This window comes from Ruegeria sp. HKCCD8929, from assembly GCF_013031405.1.
Lineage (GTDB): Bacteria > Pseudomonadota > Alphaproteobacteria > Rhodobacterales > Rhodobacteraceae > Ruegeria.
This window is the reverse complement of sequence record NZ_WPZY01000004.1, coordinates 1-18,208: the sequence shown is the minus strand read 5'-3', so window position 1 is coordinate 18,208 and position 18,208 is coordinate 1. Positions and strand designations below refer to the sequence as shown.

Here is an 18,208-nt window from a genome sequence, read left to right as displayed (position 1 = left end):
TTGATGATGGCTTGATGGATAGGTCTCACAAAAATGGAATTGCCGATACGGGATCACCGGGGCGCGAACCTAACCAGTTCGAGCCCCACAAGTTCGATGATCTGCCAGCCGAAAGACCGATGCATGCAGGCGACACATGGCGCGCGCCGGACACCACGGATGCGAAGGGCAAAAAGCGATATGAGCGGGAGCTTGCGTTTAGGGCATGGGACTACCTCGCCCGACACAACCCAGATCGCCCACTTCCCAGATGGGCCGCCAACTACCTTCGAGGCGTCGCAGGCTCGATCACGTCAGATATTCGCCCGCACGGCAGTTTATCGCCTGCTTCCGCACACGCAGCCCTTGGCATTGTCGGTGAACAATGGCCCGAGCATCATCAAGAATCAGTCCATGCGATCATTAGCGCGTGGATTGACCCGGATCGTCCGGGTGGGCCACTGGTCGATGGGCGTAAGGCAGGCGCTGTTCGGTATATCGAGGAATACATGGGGAACGATCCCACGGTCCAAGTCGATACCGTCATAGAGTGGTATCGAAAGGGCCAGAAGGCGCGGAAGGCAGAGCCGGATCGACCGCCTAGGGAAGAAGAGTTCTCCGGCAGTCAGCACAAAAACTCGCCCACGCGGATCATTCTCTCGCCCCGCCGCTGACGCCCTGTCCGTTCAAACGGCCCTTCAGGACAGCGCGACCAGTTCCTTAAAGTCAGTCTCGCGAATGATACGCAATGGATGGCCAGCGGCAACGAGGCCTTCTGCCTTAACCGGCTCGCCGTTCTGCCAAATCGCGCGAGCAATATCCTCCACCGCACAAGGCATGGGCAGCGGACGATCCAGAATGAACGCATCCTGCCCGCGCCATTCATCGACGCCTTCAACGCCGTTGAACCAGCCCGTCACTGTGTCACCGAGTTCCGCAACGCCTTTGAATGTAAATAGGTTCTCATCGCCCACGATCCGCGCAACATCCGCTCGGAGTTTTTCGGCTGCGGCCTTCTTCATGGCGTTGGTTTCGCCATATTCCTCCTCCCGGTCGCCGGTGCCGTAGAGCAGCGCGGCTTTCGAGCCAGATGTATTCGCCTGCCGAACAACTGAGTTATTGTGCTTCTGCACGTCGATCTCGACCCATTCATCCACATGGAAGAATTGTTCGATCATGGTCCTGTCCATTGTCGCCGACATGAGGACCGTCTGCACCTTCACTCGGTCATCCTCATCAACCGGGATCGCGCTGACGATGGATGCCCAGTTGGTCAGCAGCTTCTTTTTGTCCTTCGAAACCCGAATGCGGTTCAAAGACCGGGCTTCCAGGCAATCGCGAAGGCGGCGCCAGACACTTTCGTATTGCCACCAGTGGCGGTCGTAGGCCTGAGCCGCCTTGAGGCTCTGCTCGTCGTCCATGTCGGGCGTCACATCGACCTGTGGCTTGAGATCACTTTCCGCCTTGATCAACTCGGCGCAAATGTCTGGCGTGAACCCCGCTTCGTTACGCGCATCCAGTGACAACCGCCCGATCTAGGGCCGTTTTTGCCCCAGAGGTGCACTCTAGGTCTGGGGCGCAATGCCGATTCCGTCTCACGAAGGCTGCTCTGAATGCCGCCATCGTGGCGCATAGTCCCTTGTTCGACCGTGTCTTTCACGCGGACAGGGACGCCCAGTACGCCGTGGCCCGGCACCGACGCGTTCTTCCAACAGCCTTGCTTTGTCGGATCAATGATCCGCCGGGGAAACCGGCGCGACAACGCTCAGGCCGAAAGCTTCACGGTCAGCGCCAGGTGTCTCGGATGCTGCCGTTCGCTGTACTGCTTGTGAATTGTCGAAGAGGCTGTCGGCGAGGGACTGAAGGTATTGCCAAACGCTCCGCCTATCTGGGAAACATGAAGAACTCCTCGCGGATGATCTTGCCATTGTCGATCGTATAAAGTGCTAACTCGCGCAAGGTCATCTGCTGACCGGTGGCCTTCTGAGTCACCTCGGCTTCGAAGCGCACTCCGAACCGGTTGGGCGGGTGGATGTAAGGTCCGTCCGCGTTGAGCGTGTGAATCTCGTGCGTTGCCGCCCAATCCTCACGTTTCCCCCTGATGGCAACCCGGCCCTTGGCGATCCGCACATCGCGCCCAGGTGGCACAACCGCTTCGACCGACTCCGCGTTTTCGGCGTAGATTTCGTCGACATTTGAAAAGCCTTGACGATGCCGCATCGCCTCAACGAATTCCCGCCCAAGTTTGACTAGATCTTCCATACATGTCCTCCTAAACCTTGCAGATGATCTTGGCACGATTTCCTAGCACACAACTTGATCAGGATCAGAGCGCTTAGCAACAGGTCAAGGTCCAAATCACGTGCAGGCGTCCGGCAGCTTGATCAATGATGAACACCGCTTTGAGCCCTGTGTTCCCTGCTGCGGTGCGAGCCTTTTCCATCGTGGGAAAGCCACTCACGAATATATCCAGTTTATCGGCCAGATGGTCTTCGTTGCAGGTAGAAGCTGAAAACGTGCTTGCCTCCGCTCCCACCTCACGGAGAACCCAAAACGGGCAGCACCTGTTTTGTTTGCGTTCGGGGATGCTCACGAACTTACCTGCGATCGTATTCAACCCGATCAACTGACGGCCGAGCTAGCGGCACCAGGCATGCGACATCCATTGACGCCATTCGTGCTGTAGGCAGCGGAATGCAGGGGAATGAGCTTCTGGACCTACGCTGAAAGCTACACCAGCAGCAGCCATAGCCGAGTTAGCTGCCATTCACAGCAATTGCAGCAACCGTCACCTACTTTATGGCATCCCATTTGTGAGGCGATTGCGGCGATTTCAACTTTCGGCATGGCGCTATCTTTTGGCTTTCAATCCCAGTGCTTCTTTCTGTTTCGATGTGAGATGCTTGGAGGCAGCGGTAATCGTGGCTCTCGACAACCGCTCCTTGTATTCGTTGAGGAATGCGATCAAAGCGGCTGGATCTTTCTTTCCAGCTTCCCTTGTCCACGACCCAATGGCTTTCTGAACATAGGTATCTTCGTCGTCCGCCAGCAGCCCGGCGATGCGAAACGTATCCGACACATCCCCACGTCGGATGAACGCAAATGTGCTGACCAATGCAGTGCGCCGTTCATGCGGGTTCTCTGATCGCGCCATGCGGTCGAGCACTGACCGGCCTTTGTCCAGCAGGTACTCACCAATGACATTTGGTGCCGCGCGATCAACGAAATCCCAATTGTTCAATCGGTCGTGGCGGCGAAGGTAGAGGTCGAACAGGGCTTTGCGGTCTTCGCCCGACAACCGCTTCCTGCGGGCCTGGAAATCCATTACAGAGACCGCTGCCATGCGCACTTCGTAGCGAGGGTCGTCCAACAGCGCGTCAATTTCCGAAAGTGCCAGCGCGGTGAACATCTTGGCGATTGGAAAGACCTTCGGCATCGGAACGCCCATGACCTGGGTATCCGGATCATCTCCCCGGAAGAACTTAGCGACATACTCGATCTTGGTGGGATCTGCCACTTCTTCCAATGCTGCAATGACATCACCTGAATTCATCCCAGTTAAACCGCCTTAAGCCATCTCGGGCAGCAGCGCGTCGAGATTGGAATAGCTCGCCTCGAGGCCCTTATCCATTGGGGTCTGCAGCACAGCATCATGTGTGCCCTTACTGTCGTAGTGAAGGAGCATCGTAACAGTCGTTCGCCCCTCAAGTTCTTCAAAGGTCTGTTCAACAAGCGTTTCGCTGTCAGGCGCAAAGTCGAAGGCCTCGGTGCAGACGATGCGGTGATCATGCTCGATTTCTTGGTAGATACCGCTGGCGCTCATGCAACCTTCCGGCCACTCCCAGACGTAGCGATAGGCGCCGCCCACTCGTAGATCAATGTTACATTCCGGCATCGTGTGACCCGCAGGACCGGTCAACCAGCGCTTCACAAGATCGGGCTCTGTATAGGCGCGCCACACGAGGCGCCCCGGGGCGTCGAAACTGCGGATAATCTTGATAGTCGTGTCAGTTGGACTGATCATCTCAAGGGGCTTCATTCATTGCTTTCCTTTTCGACGAGTTCGGCAAGCACACCATCAAGCCGCCTGTAATTTGCATCCCTTAGAGTGATGGTGATGCTCCGGTGCAGGCATACCTAGCAGCACTTGAAGGCACTCAGGAGGGCGAACTGAGTGAATTTATGGTTCAAGTAGGCAACGGTCACCGAGCCCCAAAGTTGAATCCACGCATCTGGCGTCACAGACCCCGCTCGCTGCATCGTAGCAGACGTTGCGTTAAAAAAGGGGATGGGATCTGTGATATTCCCAAACGGCCCAAGTTGTTTGGCTTCGACCAGTTTGCTTCAAGTTTCGGCTTTCTCGGTATCGGATTTACCCTAACGTGTTCGAGGATGCCTGCATCGTCCGTAGGCACAGTATTTGAGAAAGTGAGCTAGGGATCACTGATGGCGACATTACTCAAGAAGGGATCGAAGGGCAAAGACGTTGAAACTCTTCAGACCGACTCAAACAAGGCAAAAGCAAAACCAAAGATCCCGCCACACTCCTTGCATCAACAGTAATTCGTCCACTCGGTAACACGAACCTCGCGGGTTGCATCCACTCGCATCATCCCCTGTCCGACAAGCACGTCAACTTGCTGCAACTCCTGAACTAATTCCTTTGGCTCATATCGCCTGTTCGCCATTCTCCGTCCTCCGCTTCAAAAACATAACGGCGGTCCGTTTCAGATGGAGCATTCCATGCTATTCCGTTAGCAATTCTTCAATATTGGCGTCCAGTTGCGCGGTGAAGCCCGGGTCGTTACCTGGGTTGGCCGCGCAGTGACCCCAAGGAGAATCATAAGGACGGAAGATGGCGTTTGGCATGTGGCGGGCTTCGATCTCGTTGTCCTCAGGCGGGAAATAGAGATCCTGCGTGCAGGGCATCAGGATGGCGCGAGCCTTGATCGCGCCCAGTGCGGCCTCGAAATCGCCGTTGTAGAGCGGCCCGGCCGAGATATCGCCCGCCTGCCATGTCGCGAGCTTGGCCAGAAGGTTGTTGGCGTCCCAGCCCTCGACATGATCGCGCTCCCAATCCTGCAGCAGGTCCTCGATTGTCTGGAAGCCGAGTTGACGGAACAGCCCGTTGCGATAGAAGGTCTGGGAAAACGCCCAGCCCGCATAGACCCGGCCAAAGGCGGCAAGTCCGGCCGCCGGTGGCGCGTCATAGTCGCCGCCTTTCCACGCCTGATCGGCACAGAGCGCGGCCTTGACCCCTTCGAGAAAGACGAAATTGTGCGGCGAGGTCCGGGCCGAGGCGCAAAACGGCAGGATCGCCTGAACCATGTCTGGATACTGCGCCGCCCATTGATAGGACTGGCACCCGGCCATCGACCAGCCCGCCACCAAAGCGATCTTCTCGATGCCCAGATGGTCGTGGATCAGCCGATGTTGGGCGGCGATGTTGTCCCACATCTGCACCAGCGGAAAACGCGGCCCGTCCTGCGGCGGCGCGCTGTTGCTGGGAGAGGAGGACCGTCCATTGCCGAACAGGTTGGGGCTGACGATGAAATGCCGCGCCGGGTCGATGGCACGACCGGGACCGAAGAAGCCTTCGTTCCGTGTATTGGTGCCGGTGTAGAAGGTGGGCAGCACGACCACATTGTCGCGGGCGGGCGACAGTGTGCCGTAGGTCTTGTAGGCGAGTTTCGCGTCCCGCAGCGTTTCACCCGACAGCAGCGCCACATCGCCCAGTTCGAAAATCTCAAATGCGTCGGTCATGTCTTTCCCAACTCAATGTATAGTGTCATCCGGGCTGGCTTCGCCCCGCATCAGACGCATGATTTCCCGCTCGCACTCGGGATAGCCTTCGAGTTGAACCAGCTCTTCCTTGCTCCTGATCTGCCTGCCTGTCTTGAAACCCAGATCGAGGATGGTCTTCAGCTGCCCGGGATGGGCTGACAAAAACACGATCCGGTCAGCCAGAAAGATCGCCTCCTGAATGTCATGGGTCACGAGCAGGATGGTGGTGTGGGTCGTGCGGACGATCTCCAGCAGCATTTCCTGCATGTGCCAGCGGGTTTCGGCATCGAGCGCGCCATAGGGTTCATCCATCAACAGTATCTCGGGTGCATTGGCGAGTGTACGGGCGATGGCCACGCGCTGTTTCATGCCGCCTGACAGGGTCTTGGGGTAGGCATCCCGGAATTTCCCCAGATGCACGAGCTCGATATAGTGCAGCGCCCGTTCGCGGCGCTCACCCTTGGGAACGCCGTTGAGCTTCATGCCGTATTCGACATTCTGCAGCACTGTCAGCCAGGGAAACGAGGTATAGCTCTGAAACACCATGCCGCGTTCGCGGGCGGGGCCGTGGATGGGCTGGCCCTCAAGGCTCAGATGCCCAGTGCTGGGCGCCTCGAGCCCCGCCACGATGTTCAAAAGCGTGGACTTGCCGCAGCCCGACGGGCCCAGCAGCACGCACAACTCGTTGCGCGTGACGGAAAAGGACACATCGCGCAGGGCCTCAACCGCACCGCCGCGTGTGGGGAATGTCTTACCGACATTCTGGACGGTCAGTATGGTGTCGGTCTGCATGATGCGCCCCTTCCTGCCTGTCCACTCAGCCGCGATACCCGCTGTCGTAAAGATCCTTGTGCAGGCTGCAATCGACCCCGGTTTCGGGCGGCGCCACCTTTTCGATCAAGTTGAACTTCACCCACCAGTCGCTGACCAGGTTCCAGTGATCGCGCATCTGGCCGTTGGCCTGTTCGAAGGGCGGATTGCCGGGGGCCGAGCCGCAGAACTGCGCCGCCTCCATGAAGTCGTAAACATAGAGCCCGCCGTCCAGACCGGTGCCGTCCTTACCGATAACAAGCTCGACATCCGCAAGGCTCATGCCCATACCATCGGCGATGATCTGATTGCCCTCGCCCGGGTTCTGCTTCCACCAGGCGATGGCATCATACATCGCTTTCATCGTCAGCAGCGCCACGTCGCGACGGTCGTTGATCAGCGCGTCGCTCATGTAGTGGCCATCGGCGATCACCCCGTGTTTCAGCCAGAACGGCTCTTTCGATTGGGCCAGCACGCTCGACCCTTCCAGCGCCCTGAGCGTGTTGGTGCCGTAAGGCTCCCAGAATTCCGAGGCCGCCACGCCACCACCGATCATCGCGGCGAAGGCATCGTCGGCGATGATGTTGCGGTAGGTGACCGAGTCGAAGGGCTGGCCATTCTGCTCGAGCCACATTGCCACATAGATCTGCGCCAGTCCGCCTTCGAGCACTGCGACCTCTTTGCCCGCAAGATCGGCGGCAGTCTCAATTCCCGGACCAGCTACAATCTTGTCGGTGCCGTAGGACAGGTTGCCAAAGGCGACCAGCTTGACCGGCAGGCCGCGCTCGACCCCCACGGGCGTGAATTCAGCCGTGGAAGAAACCACGTCCAGCTGGCCCGCAGCCACCAGATTGAAGCTTTCATAGGGGTCCTCGATGGTCTGGTAGTCGATGTTCAGATCGGGGGCGAGGCCCTTTTCGATGGCGATGTGCCAGAACCCGTATCCCGGCCAGGTGAAGCCCGCGATCCTGACGTCTTCGGCGGCCTGAACCGCCACGGCGGTGCCAGCCAGAATTAATGCGGTCGTGCAGCCTGCGGCTGCTTTCAGTAATGTCTTGGTCATCGTCGCGATACCTCCCTTGCGATCTGCCCGAATGTTTGCGCCTGTGTTGCCTGCCTCTTTCCCCTCATTCAGGAATAGTCTTCGAGATATTGGAATGCGGCCCGATGCAGAGCGCGCAGCAGGAAGTCGAACAGCAACCCCAGCGCGCCGATTACCAGAATGCCCGCCATGATCTGATCCACGTGCAGGAACCGCTTGGCGCGCATCATCATGGCGCCGATCCCGGCATCGGCGGCGGTGATCTCGGCAATGACCAGATAGGTCCAGCTAACAGCCAGCATCTGCCGCATCGCCACGACGATATTGGGCAGCGCGGCGGGTACGATCACCGTGCGCAGCACCTGCCAGCGCGATCCGCCCAGCGTCACCGAGGTGCGGATCAGGTCCTGCGGTACCGACTTGGTGTGGTCGGCAATCAGTGTGATCAGGAACCAGATCACCCCGATGAACAACAGCGCCAGCTTTTGCGCGTCCCCTGCCCCGAACCACATCAGCAAAAGCGGGATGAAGGACGGTGCGGGCAGGTAGCGCCAAGCCGACACGAATGGGCTGAAGAACGCCTCGACCACCCGGAACGAGCCCATCAGGATACCCAGCGGTACTGCCACCGCGCAGGCCAGAGCAAAGCTGAGCATCACACGCCCGACACTGATCGCCACATCGCCGAGGAACCCGTTTTCGGCAAAGAGCGTATAGAGCGCGCCCAGCACCTTGCCGGGTCCTGGCAGCAGGATCTCGGTCATCCAGCCGGACCAGACGGCCAATTGCCAAAGTCCGAAGAACAAGACCCAGACCAGAACGCCCAAAGCGATACGCCACGAGGCCGGGATATCCGATTTGAACTCGAAAATCCGTCTTGTCCGCCGGGCGGGCCCGGGGCGGGCCAAAGGGCTGTCCTGAACGACCTGGGTCACGTCCCGCTCCACATCAGTAGAGCCGCAGATATTCCTGCACCTCCCAATCGGTGACCGACTGGTGATAGCGTTCCCACTCGTCATTCTTGTATTCGAGGTAGGATTTGCGCATCACCGGCCCCATCACCCGCTCGGCCATGTCGTCGTTGCGCAGTGCCTCGATGGCGTTGAACAGCGTGCGCGGCAGGCGGCGGATGCCCAGTTCGGTCAGCTCGGTCTCGGTCTTGGCATAGAGGTCGAAATCGGTGGGCTTGCCGGGGTCGATCTTTTGCCGGATACCCTCGACCGCGCAGATCAGGTGCATCGCCATGGCCAGATATACGTTCATCGTCATGTCGCAGGCGCGGTTTTCGATGCAGTGACGGCTCTGCGGCAGACGAAACTGGGCCGAGCGGTTGTTGTAGCCGTAGGTGATATTGGTGGGCGCCCAAGTGACGGTACCTCCCTCGAACCCGCCCACACGCGGCACCAGCCCGTTGTAGGAGTTCACGGTCGGACAGGTGATCGCGGTAATCGCCTCGGCATGTTTCATCAGGCCGCCGACGGCAAAGCGGGACTCCTCGCTCCAGTCGCCATCCTCGGTCTTGAAGATGTTCTCGCCCGGGCGGCTATCATGCTGCATCGACATGTTGATATGCGCGCCAGACCGCCAGTCGCCCACGGTGGGCTTGGGCATGAAGGTCACGAACATGCCGTGTTTCTTGGCGACTTCCTTCAGCACGATGCGCAGGAACGCAAGGCGGTCGGACATTTCCAGCATGTTGGTATAATGAAAATCCAGCTCGAACTGCGAATAGGCGCCTTCGGCCACCACGTCATGCAGGTTCCAGCCCAGCGCTTCGATGATGTCGATCATATCCTTAAGGAAGGGCATCGAGTCGATCGAGTATTCGACGTCATAGCCAAAGGCCTGCCGCCGCGGGCGCATGCCGTCCGCCGGGTCGTCGTCAAAGGCCTTCACCGGCTGTCCGGCCTCGTCATATTTCATGACGATGAATTCGGGCTCGACTCCCGCATATCCGGTATAACCCTCTTGCGCCGCCTCATGCATCGCGCGTTTCAGCGCCTGACGCGGGCAGACGTTGTAGGGTGCGTCCTCCCAATACAGATCCGAGAAGATCATCGCCAGCGAGGTATCCCACGGGCAGATGTAGACCGCGTCGAGATCAGGCACCACGACCTGATCGCTGTCGGCGGGGCTGAGCTCGGGCACGAACGAGATCGAATGCACGGCGAATTGCGGGCCCTTGCCCAGGCACAGTTCCTCAAGATCACTCATCGGAACCGGTTTAGTCTTGGGGACGCCGTGCAGGTCGATCCAGGCGGCCATGACGTATTTGACGCCCGCCGCCTCGAGCCGTTCGCGCAGTTCAGGGATGCGGGGGCGGTTGCGTTCCACCGCATCCTCGAAGCTCTCGTAATAGATCTTTCCTTCGGGATTGGTCTTGAGCATTTCTGTGTCCTCCCAGTGGATAGGCAATCAACTATCGTTCGCTGCCCGGGGCCGGTCAGCGGTGCATCGCGCGAACGGGCCGCGCGTCGTGTCGTTCAGTTCAGGACCAAGCGCCGGTCACGGGATCCGGCGCCCGGTTGCGGGAAACCTCTCTGTTTCAGCCGGGGACGAAATCCGCGGGGTCGATGCCCGGGACTTCGGTGATACCGGCCAGTTGTTTCCAGTTGTGGGGATAGGCGGCGTAGAAGATCACGCATTTCCCGTCCGCCTCATATGAGATGTGATTGTCCTTGGGGACAAAGAGCACATCACCGCGGTTGCAGATGTAGCTTTCGCCATCGCAAACCAAGCGGAAGGTGCCCTCCAGACAATAGATGATCTCGTCACAGGTCAGGTCCCACGGCACCTTGATGTTGTTCAGCACATTGATGCCGCCGCACATGGACTTGCTGAATTCACTGGTGACCATCGGTTTGATGTAAGTGTCGCTGTCGTCCATGGCGTCGTAGCGTTCCTGGACCAGGTCGAACTTGAAAAGCTGCGGTTGATCGCCCATGGGTTATGCCCCTTCGCTGGCCAGGTGTTTCAGGATGGATTCGTTCAGTTCGACCTTGTAGCCGTCCGGGTCCTCGCAGAAGGCGATCACCCTTGTGCCGTTCTTCATCGGCCCCGGCGGGCGGGTGATGTTCACCCCGGCAGCGGCGAGCTGTTCGCAGGCCTTGTAGACATCCGGCGTCTCGATACAGATATGACCCCAGCCATTGCCTTTTTCGTAAGGCTCTTCCTGATCCCAGTTGGCGGTCAGCTCCAAAGTCGGAGACTCGGCCTCGGGGCCATAGCCGATGAAAGTGTTGGTGAACTTGCCTTCGGGATAGTCCGTGCGGCGCAGCACCTGCATTCCCAGAATTCCACAGTAGAATTCCAGTGACTTTTCCATGTCCATGACCCGCATCATCGTATGGGCCAGGCGAAACCCGTTGGAAATGGGTTCACTCATTTGTCTTGTTCCTTCCGTTCAAACACTTGCCAGATCCTGTTCGATGAGGTCCTGAAAGGCGCGGACGCTGTCCTCCCACGCCGGTGACAACAGGCCACCATCGGCGGCGACGGGAGATTTGCGCCCCTCATACATGCGCTCGACCATCTCATGGTCTTCCTTGTGCACATCCCACCAGAGCTGTTTCAGCGCCTCGACCTCCTCGTCGGTCAGCGTCTGCCCTTCGGTGGTATAGAGCGCGCGGTATTGCTGCATCTTGCCGGGGCCCGTAGGGATATTCAGATACACCCCCAATTGATCGGGGAAATAGCGGCCCAGAATGAAGTTGGGATAGAGCGTCAGGTAACGCGAGCTGACGCCCAGACTGCCCGAGGTTCCGATTTCCTGTTTCAGGTCCACCGCGCTGCCGATGCAGTTGCCATCGGTGATCGTATAGTGATCCGCCAGCGGCTGATCGGTGGTCGAGGAATGGACGAACTGAACATGGTAGGGCTCAATGAAGTTCTCCATGATCAGTTTCCAATTGGTGTCGATCTCGCCGAAATCGAGCATCCCGATCGACTCGACCTTGTCGAAATTCATCCCCTCGAGCCGGGCGATCAGCGGCGCGGCATACTCCTCGAACGCGGGCGCGGTACCGTCGAGATTGACGAAGATCCAGTCGTGCCAGACATGGGTCCGCACCGGTTTGAGACGGTGCTCCTTCAGCTCGAACCCGTCGAATTCCTGCTTGCCGGTGCCCGCGAAATGCGGTGCTGCCCGCAGGCGCCCCTCTAGATCATAGGCCCAGGCGTGATAGGGGCAGCGGATCAGCTTGCCGACATTCTTGGGCTTGTCGACCAGCGTCAGGCAGCGATGCAGGCACACATTGTGAAACACCTGAATGCCGCCATCGGCGCCGCGCAGTGTCAGCAGCGGCTGACCCGCGCAGGTCACCGGGTGCGTATCGCCCGGATTGGAGATTTGATGCGCGAAGCCGATGAACACCCAGTTCTTTGCCAGCACGGTCTGGCATTCGCGCAGCCAGATCTCCTCGCTGCAATAGGCTTCGGCCGTCAGGCCGTGTTTCGGCCCGTCACATATCTTGGTTCTGTCCATGACAGCGCTCATGCTTGTTCTCCCACCACGCCTGGGCGCGCAACACGCTTCCCCATGCGCGTTAACATCCTCTCAGACCCGTCCTCGGCGGGCCGCCCTGTTTGGGGTGCGGTCAGCGCACCAGTGGAGTTGAGCGACGTGCAGATTTCCTGATTGCCGTTTCGTCAATACTCACCAAAGATGTTACGAAAATCGCACGATATCGCAAGAGTTATTGCGTAAATCGTGACATCTTTCGGAAACACCCGGATTATCAGAACTTTTTCGCAGCTCATTGCAGAATCCTTCGAATTCCGCATGGCTGCATCTACAAAATTTGCCGAGACTCGCAACAACGGGGCAGAATCGGCCACGATCCGAAGTCCTCGCTCTACATAGCTTTGACAGTCCAATTGTGGATTCCGGACCCATACCCTATCGTGAACTGCGGAATCGGAAATCGAACCAGGGACAAATGGCGGATCGGCAGAACTCACCAACACGGGCAAAACGCACGCATCAAGGCATCCGCTCACCGGGGGACGATCTGAACCAGCAGATCATCCGGCTGTTGCAGATGGACGGGCGGATGGCGTTTTCCGAGATCGCGCAGCGGCTGGATGTCTCCGAAGGAACCATCCGCAACCGCGTGAACGGTTTGCGCCAGAACAACATGCTACGGATCGTGGCTATGTCCGATCCAGTGGCCACGGAATACACTACCGACGCCATGATCGGCATCAACGTAGCCTCGGGCGTCTCGCCCCGGCAGGTTGCCGCGCGGCTGGAGAACGACCCGCGCGTGGTATTCATCCTCTGGGTCGCGGGGCGCTACGATCTGATCATCGAGCTTGTCAGCGACGATGATGACGCGCTGAAAGGGTTTCTGGAGCGCGAAATCCACACCCGCGACGACATCGCCAACGCCGATGTCATGCCCGGCCTCAAAAACTTCAAAAACCAGTTCCTGCTCAAACAGAACTGGAAGGAAAACGGTAGAGCCGCTGACTCTTGATACCCGCAGACAAAGTCTTTTCCCCACCTGCGAGCGCATGCGTTAAAAGTCTACCCCAAAACCACTGCCACCAGTTTGCTGAACGGCGTGAAACCGGGCAAAGGGCTGGATTTACATAGATGGATCAGGGTGTGAAAGCCCACACCAGCCACAAGAAGGCGGGTGACCATCCGATTTGACGCCGCGATGCAGCTTTCGCATTGCGGACATTTATGCGTCACGCAGCAATTCCAAAGCGGCAGCGACTGCGGTGCACAGAGTCTGTTGAAAAACTCCGGAACCAAAATCTTCGCCCGCAATCCTTATGTGGGTATTCGCAACGGCATCAGAGTGATCACAACGTAATCTGCCCGAACGCAAATGGACTGAACTTTGCAACAGACCTCGAGCCACAGGTATTCTGATCCGATCATGAGTTCGTCTTCAATCCACTTCGCGACGGAGGCACGCGTTCCTTCAGATATCTCGAAACGCACAGGTTTCTGCGTCTTGCTCTGCAAGACTGACGCCCGTTCTTTAATCTGACCAGAGGCCGTTACGTCGGCGATTTTCATCTTTACCAGATCACGGCCGCGTAACTTGCTGTCGATTGCCATGTTGAACAACGCGAGATCACGGTGGTCTCGGCTAGTTCCAGTCGAACTCGGATCGCCCAGACATGCTTAGGTTTTAGCGGCCGCTTCTGACCGACGATATGTATCTTGTTCCAAGCTGGGCGAAGCGCGCGAACGGCAGGTAGGTTTGGTGTTTCCATGACTGATCCTCCGATCCGCCATGCCCTCCCACAAAGACAACCCGACGTTGCCGAGGGGCAATATCACAGGATGCTGCGTCGCCTCAGTGCACCTCGGAATTCAATCTCATCGGCGATAGTCACCTTGTCGCATTTAAGCGTACCGGCCGTACCAAAAAACACACGCAGCCCTGCCAGGAAGATGGCGGATAAAAACAGCGCGAGTGCGGTGACTTCCACCCGGCGCGGAAAAGTTGCGATCCCGGCTGTTTGAGGAGGGACCACAACCTGAAATCGGGCCGCACCCAGCGCTGCAGCGTACCGGGCCTCTTCCAGTGTTAAAAGTGCGGCGGCCCAGGATCGTTCGGCCAGTTCGACCTGAACCAGCGCCGAGTCATAATCCACAAGACGCTCGTTCAACGAAGGACCCGCGCTGTCATCGATCAGACGCGTGCGTTGGGTGTCGATGCGGGCTTTGAGCGGCGCCTCCTGCTCGCGCGGCTTTCGCATCTCCGAATTCGTCTCGGAATGACCAGCGATGATGTTGCGGGCATTCCCGGCCTCGAGATCCAGCAGATCCCGTTCCAGGCTGGCAATGGCGCCATAGATCCCCTCGATCCGGGCACGCGGGTTGGCTTCTCCGCTGGCGATCTGCACCTTGATGAGCGACAGCCGGGCACGCTCTAGGTTCTCCCGCGTTTGAGCCACGGTTCTTTCTTCCTGCGAGATTTGCTCGGAAAACAGCGCCTCGGCCAGATCGTTCACATGGGCCTCGGTCCTGACAAGGATCGCTTCGGAAAACCGGGTCGCATCCTGCGCGGTTCGGGCGCGGACCGTCATCGTGATCAGGCCCGTCCGGATGTCGATGACGGTCTTCAGATACCTGCTGAACATCCAGGCCTCGGTCACTTGTAGTTCCGGAATGCTCTGCACGCGGGCAAGCGGGTCCATCTCTGCACCTGCGTAGTAGCTGACGATGCCGATTTCGTGCTCAAGCTCCCGCATCACCGCTTCGCATATCGCTTCTGCATCGATGGCATCAGACTTCCCTCGCTTGACGTATGGCTTCACGTACATTGGCGGGATCAGACGCACGTCGTGGCCCAGGGTGGTCAGTTCGCGAGCCCAGTGATGGGCGCTACTGCAAGACTCCATGCCAATGAGGCGCGGCTTCAGCGAGGCGAAGAACGGCAGTGCTTGCGCACGTCGAAGCGGGCGATTGAAGACGACGACATAATCCTCGGCAATTGCATGGATCTGAAAAACGTTCTTGGCCAGATCCACGCCGATGGTGGCAACCTGCATGGGGTGGCTCCTCTCAAAAGCAGACTTAGACACCTGCACTATGGCGCATCGCAACGCCGGTTGGAGCAGGAGCCATCCAACCCATCAGGAATTACGGGCCGCACCGCAGCGAAAGCCGACAGTGGTCAAGGGCAAGCCTGGGTAGCAATCTGTGATTTCGGCTGGCTCCATATTTTGCGCGAGCAGCGAATGGCCGGTCTGGGGAAGCCGCACTGCGGCGCTGGAGACAGTGGTGAACGTCTCTTATGGGCCGAAGCCTTGGTTCGCGCCAGGCGCAAGATCTGCCTCGCTCCGGCTTTGCGGTTCAATACTCCGTTCCAAGAAACCACATACTGTGCATGCACAACGACCTTGCTCACTTCGAAAAGATCGCTCACGCCACTGTCGCTTCCTTGCCGAGGGCTTTCCGGCCCGCTGCAGAAAACGTCGTTCTGCGCGTCGCCGAGTGGCCTGCGCCCACCATGCTGGACGATCTTGGCGTCGCGGATCCACACGAGCTGACGGGGCTCTACGAAGGAACTCCTATGACCGAGAAATCGGTTCTCGACATGGCGCCGCCTCCGGATGTTGTCTGGCTCTTCCGACAGCCGATCATGGCGGAGTGGCGCGATCGCGGCAATGTCGAGCTCAACGAGTTGATCGCGCATGTTATTATTCATGAATTCGCCCATCATTTCGGATGGACTGACGAGGAGATAGCGGCCATCGACCAATGGTGGACTTGAGCGGTTGTTCTTTGCCCGGGCGAGCTGGCAGTTTGAGCCTTTGTTGATCAATTCGGCGCCACCGTCGAACGTCCGCAATGTGGAAGTACGCTTGCGTGACCTGCTATGCTGGTCCCATGGCCGGTCCGGTATTTCTTTCTCGTCCACCCTCTCGAGCAGTCGGTGGGCTGATTGCCCGAATTTCGGGCTATTCATCAAAGACGAAACCAAGTTGGTTTCTGGAAACCGCCGAGCTCGTCTTTCCGATCGTGTTCAATCTTGGCCCACCATGGGATATCCGGCTCGGACGCGACGGCGATGTCAACCGCAACTCCAGCTTCACCGCTGGTCTTTTCGCTGGCCCGGTGGCTGTATCCTGCGATGCGGGAGCCGAACTGTTGCAGGTCGATTTGACACCGCTGGGCGCTTCGCGGTTGTTCGGAGGCGCCGCCGCCGAGCTTGCTGCGCAGGTCGTTGATTTAAGAGCAGTTGATCGGTTCGAAGGAGAGTACGACGCGATCCACGACCAACTTCACGGGGTTACAGACTGGCAGGTACGGTTTGAACTGATCGAGCGGTTTCTCGCGCCCAGGTTCGGTCATGCGGCCTCAATCCACATTCAAAAATCATGGCGCTTGCTGGCGCAGGGAAACACGGTGTCGGATACCGCTGCCGCCATCGGGTGGAGCACACGACATCTCAGGACGCGGTTTCGGCAGGAAACCGGCATACGTCCTGTCACAGCGGCGCGCATGCTCCGCTTTCAGCGTGCGCGGACGTTTGCCCTTTGCTCTGACAATGCCGATTGGGCCGATATCGCGGCGGCTGCAGGGTATTCAGACCAAGCGCACCTGATCCGAGCCTTTCACGAATTCGCAGGAGAGCTGCCAACGACCTGGGCGAGGAGTGTGCGGCCATCGGAACCCAGGCTACACTTGTGACCAGTTCCGAAATCTTCAATTCAAGGCCAACGCCCTAAGGCATGCTTCTGACAAAAGAAGTTCGGAGAGCGCCCATGAAAGGTTCCAATATCATTCCCACAATTCGTTATGAAGATGCTCCTAGGATGATCGAATGGTTGTGTGGTGCTTTCGGTTTTGACCGACACTTGGTCGTCGATGACGGCCACGACGGCATCGCACATGCACAACTGACGCTTGGCAACGCGATGATCATGCTCGGTAGTGCGCGCGATGACGCGTTTGGCGCATTTCAGACTACCGCTCGCTCCCTCGGCGGCATCTCGCAAAGCCCTTACATTGTTGTCGATGACGTCGACTACGTCTGCGAAAAAGCGCGTGCTGCAGGTGCCGAGATCACGATGGAGCCCAAAGATGAAGACTATGGGGGGCGTGTGTTCAGCTGCCGCGATCCAGAAGGGCAATTGTGGAACTTCGGCACCTATGATCCCTGGACTACCGACAAATGAGCGCAGCACCATGACCATTCGAGGCTGTTTCGGTCAGAACGAAACTAGTCTAATCGGTCCCGGAACGGACCTTGAACAGTCAATGTCGGACGTCCGCAAAGTCCACATTGAACAGTCATCCGGCAACTGCGCCCAGCCTCTACACGGAAATCGGCGGCTAGCCCATGGCTGCCCTATTAACGACTGGTGGGCCTAGCAGTTGTCACTGCGTCGGCAATCATCCTGCTGCAGGGTGAAGCCAAACCTCCGCTTCTGGTTCATGGGCAGCGCGAGTGCCATCAGTCTCTGCACCAAGACGTTTCGCAACTGCCTGTGAACGACGGTTTTCGTGATGAATGTAGCTGACCAGCTGAGTCAAACCATGGCATTGATGCGCCCAATTGCGAACAGCATAGGCGGCTTCTGTTGCGTAGCCATTGCCCTCAGCCGCATCAAAAAGATGCCAAGCCAACTCCACTTGTGGCCAGTTGGAGTGCTTGAGCAGCCCCACCCGACCAAGAGGGGTGCTATCCCCATGCAACGCCAAGGTAAAAAATCCGAACCCATGCCACTGCCAATGGCCGATACCGGTCAAAAAACCAAACCAAGCTTGGGCTTCGCTAACCGTTTCCCCTTGCGCCCTCATTCTCGGTGAACGTGTCATGAAGGATGTGAACTCGGTTAGGTCGCTTTTTTCTGGGCCGCGCAATATCAAACGTTCCGTTTCAAGATTTGGTGCAGACGTCAAAGGTTGTTCCAAAGTGGGCTCCGTTTTCCGACCTCTTAGCTTTCCTGTTCCGTGACGGCTAGTTTAGTGCGCTGACTTCGGTCTAGAGGTTAATTACTAATTCGATTGTGCATTGTTGACATTTCATGAGCCTAGATGCTGCGAGGAGCAGAAACGTCAGCTCTAGGGTCAGGATTCATAACCAGTAGATGACGGTTGCTGCGAGTGCGATGGCGGAC

The 18,208-nt window shown here is 58.1% G+C and carries 17 protein-coding genes and 3 pseudogenes; 5 read left to right on the top strand and 15 right to left on the bottom strand.

The window, feature by feature from the left end:
- The first annotated feature begins 14 nt into the window (after nt 1–14).
- Nucleotides 15–653, top strand: coding sequence for a hypothetical protein (locus tag GOX53_RS07295; RefSeq protein WP_171174904.1), 639 nt, complete (start codon nt 15–17; stop codon nt 651–653).
- A 24-nt stretch (nt 654–677) separates the two neighbouring features.
- On the opposite strand, the gene GOX53_RS07290 is transcribed toward GOX53_RS07295, so the two are convergent.
- The 12 genes and pseudogenes from GOX53_RS07290 to GOX53_RS07235 form a co-directional block, all read right to left on the bottom strand.
- Nucleotides 678–1,400 carry a hypothetical protein gene (locus tag GOX53_RS07290; protein WP_171174902.1) on the bottom strand — a complete coding sequence of 241 codons (723 nt, stop codon included), beginning with the start codon at nt 1,398–1,400 and terminating at the stop codon, nt 678–680.
- 463 nt (nt 1,401–1,863) lie between these two features.
- Complete coding sequence (locus GOX53_RS07285) at nt 1,864–2,241, bottom strand: nuclear transport factor 2 family protein (RefSeq protein ID WP_171174900.1); 378 nt, start codon at nt 2,239–2,241, stop codon at nt 1,864–1,866.
- Between the two features lie 589 nt (nt 2,242–2,830).
- Nucleotides 2,831–3,532, bottom strand: a complete 702-nt coding sequence (locus GOX53_RS07280) for a DNA alkylation repair protein (protein ID WP_171174898.1) — start codon at nt 3,530–3,532, stop codon at nt 2,831–2,833.
- 15 nt (nt 3,533–3,547) lie between these two features.
- Nucleotides 3,548–4,018, bottom strand: a complete 471-nt coding sequence (locus GOX53_RS07275) for an SRPBCC family protein (protein WP_171174896.1) — start codon at nt 4,016–4,018, stop codon at nt 3,548–3,550.
- Nucleotides 4,019–4,725: 707 nt separating this feature from the next.
- Nucleotides 4,726–5,742: an alpha/beta fold hydrolase gene (locus tag GOX53_RS07270; protein ID WP_171174894.1), complete on the bottom strand. Its 1,017-nt coding sequence runs from the start codon at nt 5,740–5,742 to the stop codon at nt 4,726–4,728.
- Between the two features lie 12 nt (nt 5,743–5,754).
- Entirely contained in the window at nt 5,755–6,555 is an 801-nt protein-coding gene (locus GOX53_RS07265; protein WP_171174892.1) for an ABC transporter ATP-binding protein, read from the bottom strand.
- 25 nt (nt 6,556–6,580) lie between these two features.
- Nucleotides 6,581–7,636 (bottom strand): ABC transporter substrate-binding protein, encoded by a 1,056-nt coding sequence (locus tag GOX53_RS07260; RefSeq protein WP_171174890.1) that lies wholly within the window; start codon nt 7,634–7,636, stop codon nt 6,581–6,583.
- A 68-nt stretch (nt 7,637–7,704) separates the two neighbouring features.
- The gene (locus GOX53_RS07255; protein ID WP_371810265.1) at nt 7,705–8,550 is read right to left on the bottom strand and encodes an ABC transporter permease; all 846 of its coding nucleotides are present in this window, start codon (nt 8,548–8,550) and stop codon (nt 7,705–7,707) included.
- A 13-nt stretch (nt 8,551–8,563) separates the two neighbouring features.
- Nucleotides 8,564–10,003, bottom strand: coding sequence for a glutamine synthetase family protein (locus GOX53_RS07250; RefSeq protein WP_171174886.1), 1,440 nt, complete (start codon nt 10,001–10,003; stop codon nt 8,564–8,566).
- Nucleotides 10,004–10,280: 277 nt separating this feature from the next.
- Nucleotides 10,281–10,472: pseudogene (locus GOX53_RS30275) on the bottom strand (cupin domain-containing protein); the annotation flags it as partial.
- A gap of 90 nt (nt 10,473–10,562) precedes the next feature.
- A complete protein-coding gene (gloA, locus tag GOX53_RS07240) occupies nt 10,563–11,000 on the bottom strand; it encodes a lactoylglutathione lyase (RefSeq protein ID WP_171174882.1) in 438 nt (145 codons plus the stop codon).
- An 18-nt stretch (nt 11,001–11,018) separates the two neighbouring features.
- A complete protein-coding gene (locus tag GOX53_RS07235; protein ID WP_171174879.1) occupies nt 11,019–12,110 on the bottom strand; it encodes an aromatic ring-hydroxylating dioxygenase subunit alpha in 1,092 nt (363 codons plus the stop codon).
- Between the two features lie 442 nt (nt 12,111–12,552).
- Here GOX53_RS07235 and GOX53_RS07230 point away from each other — a divergent pair, with 442 nt between their 5' ends.
- Nucleotides 12,553–13,092 (top strand): Lrp/AsnC family transcriptional regulator, encoded by a 540-nt coding sequence (locus tag GOX53_RS07230; RefSeq protein WP_254446498.1) that lies wholly within the window; start codon nt 12,553–12,555, stop codon nt 13,090–13,092.
- Nucleotides 13,093–13,481: 389 nt separating this feature from the next.
- Here the strand turns inward: GOX53_RS07230 and GOX53_RS29765 are convergent.
- Together GOX53_RS29765 and GOX53_RS07225 are read right to left on the bottom strand one after the other, a co-directional pair.
- Nucleotides 13,482–13,846, bottom strand: a pseudogene (locus GOX53_RS29765) (integrase); the annotation flags it as partial.
- A 978-nt stretch (nt 13,847–14,824) separates the two neighbouring features.
- Nucleotides 14,825–15,130, bottom strand: a pseudogene (locus tag GOX53_RS07225) (IS110 family transposase); the annotation flags it as partial.
- 338 nt (nt 15,131–15,468) lie between these two features.
- On the opposite strand from GOX53_RS07225, the gene GOX53_RS07220 reads away from it, so the two are divergent.
- From GOX53_RS07220 to GOX53_RS07210, 3 genes are all read left to right on the top strand, one after another.
- Nucleotides 15,469–15,855 (top strand): metallopeptidase family protein, encoded by a 387-nt coding sequence (locus GOX53_RS07220; protein WP_171174878.1) that lies wholly within the window; start codon nt 15,469–15,471, stop codon nt 15,853–15,855.
- A 116-nt stretch (nt 15,856–15,971) separates the two neighbouring features.
- Nucleotides 15,972–16,775, top strand: a complete 804-nt coding sequence (locus tag GOX53_RS07215) for a helix-turn-helix domain-containing protein (RefSeq protein WP_171174876.1) — start codon at nt 15,972–15,974, stop codon at nt 16,773–16,775.
- Nucleotides 16,776–16,849: 74 nt separating this feature from the next.
- The gene (locus GOX53_RS07210; RefSeq protein ID WP_171174874.1) at nt 16,850–17,263 is read left to right on the top strand and encodes a VOC family protein; all 414 of its coding nucleotides are present in this window, start codon (nt 16,850–16,852) and stop codon (nt 17,261–17,263) included.
- Nucleotides 17,264–17,480: 217 nt separating this feature from the next.
- On the opposite strand, the gene GOX53_RS07205 is transcribed toward GOX53_RS07210, so the two are convergent.
- The gene (locus tag GOX53_RS07205; protein ID WP_171174872.1) at nt 17,481–18,002 is read right to left on the bottom strand and encodes a GNAT family N-acetyltransferase; all 522 of its coding nucleotides are present in this window, start codon (nt 18,000–18,002) and stop codon (nt 17,481–17,483) included.
- Nucleotides 18,003–18,208: the final 206 nt, after the last annotated feature.

Bases quoted from the DNA above. Each gene is read 5' to 3' on its own strand.
- GOX53_RS07295 (WP_171174904.1), top strand. From the start codon at position 15: ATGGATAGGTCTCACAAAAATGGAATTGCCGATACGGGATCACCGGGG.
- GOX53_RS07290 (WP_171174902.1), bottom strand. From the start codon at position 1,400: ATGGACGACGAGCAGAGCCTCAAGGCGGCTCAGGCCTACGACCGCCAC.
- GOX53_RS07285 (WP_171174900.1), bottom strand. From the start codon at position 2,241: ATGGAAGATCTAGTCAAACTTGGGCGGGAATTCGTTGAGGCGATGCGG.
- GOX53_RS07280 (WP_171174898.1), bottom strand. From the start codon at position 3,532: ATGAATTCAGGTGATGTCATTGCAGCATTGGAAGAAGTGGCAGATCCC.
- GOX53_RS07275 (WP_171174896.1), bottom strand. From the start codon at position 4,018: ATGAAGCCCCTTGAGATGATCAGTCCAACTGACACGACTATCAAGATT.
- GOX53_RS07270 (WP_171174894.1), bottom strand. From the start codon at position 5,742: ATGACCGACGCATTTGAGATTTTCGAACTGGGCGATGTGGCGCTGCTG.
- GOX53_RS07265 (WP_171174892.1), bottom strand. From the start codon at position 6,555: ATGCAGACCGACACCATACTGACCGTCCAGAATGTCGGTAAGACATTC.
- GOX53_RS07260 (WP_171174890.1), bottom strand. From the start codon at position 7,636: ATGACCAAGACATTACTGAAAGCAGCCGCAGGCTGCACGACCGCATTA.
- GOX53_RS07250 (WP_171174886.1), bottom strand. From the start codon at position 10,003: ATGCTCAAGACCAATCCCGAAGGAAAGATCTATTACGAGAGCTTCGAG.
- gloA (WP_171174882.1), bottom strand. From the start codon at position 11,000: ATGAGTGAACCCATTTCCAACGGGTTTCGCCTGGCCCATACGATGATG.
- GOX53_RS07235 (WP_171174879.1), bottom strand. From the start codon at position 12,110: ATGAGCGCTGTCATGGACAGAACCAAGATATGTGACGGGCCGAAACAC.
- GOX53_RS07230 (WP_254446498.1), top strand. From the start codon at position 12,553: ATGGCGGATCGGCAGAACTCACCAACACGGGCAAAACGCACGCATCAA.
- GOX53_RS07220 (WP_171174878.1), top strand. From the start codon at position 15,469: ATGCACAACGACCTTGCTCACTTCGAAAAGATCGCTCACGCCACTGTC.
- GOX53_RS07215 (WP_171174876.1), top strand. From the start codon at position 15,972: ATGGCCGGTCCGGTATTTCTTTCTCGTCCACCCTCTCGAGCAGTCGGT.
- GOX53_RS07210 (WP_171174874.1), top strand. From the start codon at position 16,850: ATGAAAGGTTCCAATATCATTCCCACAATTCGTTATGAAGATGCTCCT.